This window comes from Kitasatospora sp. NPDC056327 (assembly GCF_042261735.1).
GTDB lineage: Bacteria > Actinomycetota > Actinomycetes > Streptomycetales > Streptomycetaceae > Kitasatospora.
On record NZ_JBHJRC010000442.1, the window covers coordinates 1 to 4,680 of the forward strand.

Annotated in this window: 3 protein-coding genes; 2 read left to right on the plus strand and 1 reads right to left on the minus strand. The window is 74.0% G+C overall.

The window, feature by feature from the left end; translation table 11 throughout:
• Window positions 1-139: 139 nt before the first annotated feature.
• On the minus strand, window positions 140-1,543 hold the full coding sequence (locus tag ACFCX4_RS34840) for a trypsin-like serine protease (protein WP_376151249.1): 1,404 nt from the start codon (window positions 1,541-1,543) through the stop codon (window positions 140-142).
• 1,027 nt (window positions 1,544-2,570) lie between these two features.
• Between ACFCX4_RS34840 and ACFCX4_RS34845 the strand changes: the two genes are divergently transcribed.
• Window positions 2,571-3,482, plus strand: a complete 912-nt coding sequence (locus ACFCX4_RS34845; RefSeq protein ID WP_376151251.1) for a hypothetical protein — start codon at window positions 2,571-2,573, stop codon at window positions 3,480-3,482.
• Between the two features lie 476 nt (window positions 3,483-3,958).
• Window positions 3,959-4,555 (plus strand): choice-of-anchor C family protein, encoded by a 597-nt coding sequence (locus ACFCX4_RS34850; RefSeq protein WP_376151253.1) that lies wholly within the window; start codon window positions 3,959-3,961, stop codon window positions 4,553-4,555.
• Window positions 4,556-4,680 lie beyond the last annotated feature (125 nt).

A 4,680-nucleotide genomic window follows, 5' to 3' on the forward strand; every position in this document is an offset into this window, starting at 1 on the left:
ACCTCTTCCTGGCCTTCCAGGAGAACGCCCACGGTGGGGAGTTCGCCGGTGGCGGCCAACCCGTCGTCGTGCGGGCCGGGTTCATCGACGGCCGGGTGCTCCGGCGCTCAGGTGGTCAGGTGGTCAGGTGCTCAGGTGCTCAGGCGAAGGTGTTGGTGGCCCAGATGGCGCCGCCGACGCCCTCCCCGCCGTCCTTCTGGTAGATGACCAGGTTGCCGTCGTCCTGCAGCTTGAGGAAGGCACCCGGGCTCCAGAAGGTGCCGGAGGCCCAGACCGCGCCGACGCCGCCGCCCTGGCCGGCCGGGTAGACCACCAGGTTGCCGTCGCTCTGCATGACGAAGTAGCCGAAGGGGCTGGCGTAGGTGCCGGTGGACCACTGGTGGGCGCCGTCGCTCTTGCGGTACAGGGCCACGTTGCCGTCGCGCTGCATGAGCAGCACGCTGGACGCGGACTCGGCCCACTGGGCGGACCAGACGGGCTGGCCGGAGCCGATGGTGGCGCCGATCCGGGTCGAGCCGCTGCCCCAGAGGGAGCCGCCGGCGAGGGGGCCGCCGTCCCGCTTGTAGACGACCAGGTTGCCGTCGTCCTGGAGGCTGAGGTAGGCGCCCGGGTTGCCCCAGGTCGCGGAGTGCCAGATCGGCTGCGCGTTCGCGGTGGAGAGCACCAGGTTGCCGTCGGGCTGCATCTCCAGGTAGGCGCCCGGGTTGCCGCCGGTACCGGTGGCCCAGATGACGCCGCCGGGGACGTTCTTGTGGGTCAGCGTCAGGTCGCCGTCGGCCTGCATGGTGAGCTTCAGGTCACGGCCGGCGAGGGTCTGGCCGGCGGAGAGGCGGGCGCCGGGGCCGAGGAGGGCCTGGTCGACCGCGGAGCTGTCGAGGATCCACTGGCGGATGTCGTCCACCCGGGAGTCGACGGCGTCGGTGCGGGTCTCGGCCGAGCCGAAGCAGCCGCCCTGCCAGGCCCGGCTGTGCACGCCGGCCAGGACGGCGGTCGAGCCGTTCTCGCGGAACAGCGGCCCGCCGGTGTCGCCCTTGCAGATCGTGCCGGTGGCGGGGGCCTTGGCGGCGAAGCCGACGGTGGTGGCGGCCGCGGCGGTCACCGTCACGGCGGTGCTGTGCAGCCTGGTCGGCGCCCATTCGGTCCTGGTCCGGCCGTAACCGGTGACCCGCAGGGTGTCGCCGACGGCCGGGGCGGCGGTGGCGAGGGTCACCGGGGTGATGCCGAAGACCGGGTGGGCCAGGCGGGCGACGACGAGGTCGCGGTCCGTGCGGGGCTTGATCTCGATGACCTCGGCGGCCGCGCCGGCCTGACCGGTCAGGTCGGTGCGGCCGACCGTGATCACGGCCTTGTCCTTGGGCTTGCCCGCGGTCACCGTGGAGGGGTTGGCCGGGTCGTCCGCGAAACAGGCCGCCGCCGTCACCACGTGGGTGGGGTTGATCAGCGCCGCGGAGCAACTGCGCTTGTTGTCACCGATGTCGAGCCTGGCCGTGAACGCGTGGCCGCCGTCGGCCACCGGGTCACCGGCCACGGCGTGGGCCGGCACGACGCCGAGGGCGCACGCCCCCGCGACGGTCGCGGCGAGGAGGCCGCCGATCCAGGCGGCACGCGGACGCCGGCGGGACCCTGCGGTCGACGGCCCCGGCCCCCGGCCGCCGGCGCTCGTCGCGCCGGGAGCACCGGAGGCGCCGTAAGTACCGGAAGCGCCGGGGGAATTGACGTCGAGTGGTGATACGGACCTGCGAGACACGGTTCGGTTCTCCGATGGGTGAGGACGTTGTCTGGACGGATCGGGGCCGGGACCGGGCACGGCCCACCGCCGGACGGCTCGTGCGGCCGTTCCGGAACCGGCACCCGGACGGGGTGGGGGCGAGTACCGCGCAACCGGTGATTACCGGCGCGCGAAGCACGGCCCCGGAGAGCGGGAAAGCAATAGCCGTACGGGCCGTGACGGGATTCGGCGAGGATGCCGCCCGCAGGCCGCCCGACAGGCCGCCACCGGCTCCTTCCCCGAGGTGGGGAGGCCCTTCGCCCCGCCCGTGGCACGACCTGACGTTCTGTCAGGAACGGGACTTCTCAGCGCCGCGCACGGTCCTGACACCCGGTCAGAGACCCTGCACCCTGCGCCGGGAGAGTCTTCCGGAAACGGGGTCTGGACAAGGCGAGGCCCTTCATTCCTGAGGTGACGACGGATCAATCGCGGGCGATTAGTTCGAGTAAAGCACGCATAAGCGCCCGGTGACCATAACCCTCGGAATATTCCCCCGCCCCCCGGTCTCGCGTTTGCACAAAGGACGGTGACGATTCATCCCCCGCTTGTCGATCCCCCGCACCCGCCACGCCTTTTCGGGCCTACGGCAACACTTGTGGATCTTTCGGCATTTGTTCACGTACTCACCTTCATCCCCTTTGAGCGGAATACCTGCGGAACGCACGGGGCACCGCCCGTGCCGGGGCGCGCCTGCCGGCGCGGGCCGGACCGGGGCGCGAACCCGGGCCGGGTGCCCGATTCGGCGGCGGGCCGCGAAGGGTAGGGGTGCTCCGACCGCGTCACCGTGCCGGGAGGGGACCTCGTGCGCAGGAAACCGGGAACCACCGCCCAGAAGGGGCATCCGTTCGGACGCCGGCCCGACGGCGGGCTCGCGGACGTGCTGTGGGACTGGTCGAAGTCCGGCACCCGCACCGCGGCGCGCAACCGGCTGCTGCGCCGGCTTCCCGGGGTCGGTACGGCGGGCGCCTACCGCTTCGGTCTGGTCGAACGGCCGCACTACGCCTACGGGGTGCGGCGGGCCACCGAGTCGGCGGCCCGGCTGGGGCACCGGGGGGTCACCGTGGTGGAGTTCGGGGTGGCGGGCGGCAACGGTCTGCTGGCGCTCACCGAGCACGCCCGGTACTACGCCGCGGCCACCGGGGTGGCCGTGCGGGTGGTCGGGTTCGACAGCGGGGCGGGACTGCCCGGCACGACGGACCCCCGGGACCTGCCCTACCTGTTCGCCCCCGGCTTCTACACCATGGACCACGACCGGCTGCGCGCGCGGCTGGACGGCGCGGCCGAGCTGGTGATCGGCGATCTCGCCGGGACCCTCCCCGCGTACCTGGAGACGCACGCCGGCGTCCTGCGCGAACACCCGGTCGGCTTCGTCGCCCTCGACCTGGACTACTGCTCCTCGACGGCGACCGCCCTCGGCCTGTTCCGCGGTCCCGGGCACGCGCACCTGCTGCCGCGGGTCACCTGCTACCTCGACGACCTGCCCGGCACGATCGGACGGATCGGGGAGGCCGCCGCGGTGGAGGACTTCAACGCCGCCCACCCCGGGCGGCCCATCGGACGCGTCCTGGGCCTGCGCGCCTTCACTCCGTTCGACCCGCCCTGGGCCGACCAGATCCACGTCCACCACCGGCTGGACCACCCCGACTACGCGCGGCTGGAGACCGGCGCCACCGGCGACCAGCTCCCCCTGGAGCCGGTCCGGCGGCGGCACTGACCCGGGACCGGCCTCGGGACCGGCACTGACCCGGGGTCCGTGCCGAGCCCGAGGCGGGCCCCGGGACCGGTAGGTCCGCGTCCCGAGGTGTTCGGCGGGCGGCGCGGGTCGGGCCCGCGCCGCCCGTCCCTTCCCGGGCGGAGGCCTGCGGCGGTCTTACCGGTCGGATCATCAGTTGGTCGGCAGAGCCTTGGACGGAGTGCGCGATGGAGTGGGGGCGTACACGACTCATCCCACTCCCCTCGTCGGCCCGCCCGCCCGGTGGCCACCGGGCCCGGCCCGGCCGCCCGGTGCGTTCGCCGCGCCTGGTGGGCAGGCCGCCCGCGCCGAAACCGGCGTGCGGGAGCCCGCGCGCGGGCCGCGCGCAACACCGGGCGCCGCCCGCCCGGCCTTGGCACGGATCACCGCGACGGCAGACGCTCTGTGCGCAGCCGATCATCGGTTGATCCCATCCACCAGCCCCGGGAGGGCCACCCATGTCGTTCTCGCGCACCCGGATCGCCGTCACCGCCCTGCTCGTCGCCGGAGCCACCGTCCTGTCCGTCCCGGCCCAGGCCGCCGGCGGCAACCGCGCCCTCAGCCGTTTCGACGACGGCAGCTTCGAGACGCCGAAGGCCCCCGCCAACTCCTTCACCGGCCTGACCGCCGGTCAGAGCATCGGTCCGTGGAGCGTCACCGCCGGCAGCGTCGACCTGATCGGCGCCGGATTCTGGCAGGCCGCCGAGGGCGACCAGTCGCTGGACCTCAACGGCGGCAACAGCGGTACGGTCGCCCAGAGCTTCACCACCGTGCCGGGCACCACCTACTCCGTCACCTACGCGCTGGCGGGCAACCCGGCCGGCGGTCCGGCCCTGCGGACCGGCCGGGTGCTGATCGACGGCCAGAACTTCCAGGACTTCTCCTTCGACGTCACCGGCAGGACCGCGGCCGCGATGGGCTACGTGGGGCGCCAGTTCGGCTTCGTCGCGCAGGGCACGTCCACCACGCTGAGCTTCGCCAGCACCGTCGCGGGGGCGTACGGGCCGGTCATCGACAACGTCCAGGTGAAGGAGTGGAAGCCGTGTTGCGGGTGACCGCCCTGATCCGCTGACCCCGGGCCCGGTGGGGCCGCCGCCGCGCCCGGCGGCCCCCCGCGCGGCCGGCGGGGGGGTGCGGGGGGGCCACGGGGGGGGGGCGGGGGGCGGTCGGGCCCCGGGGA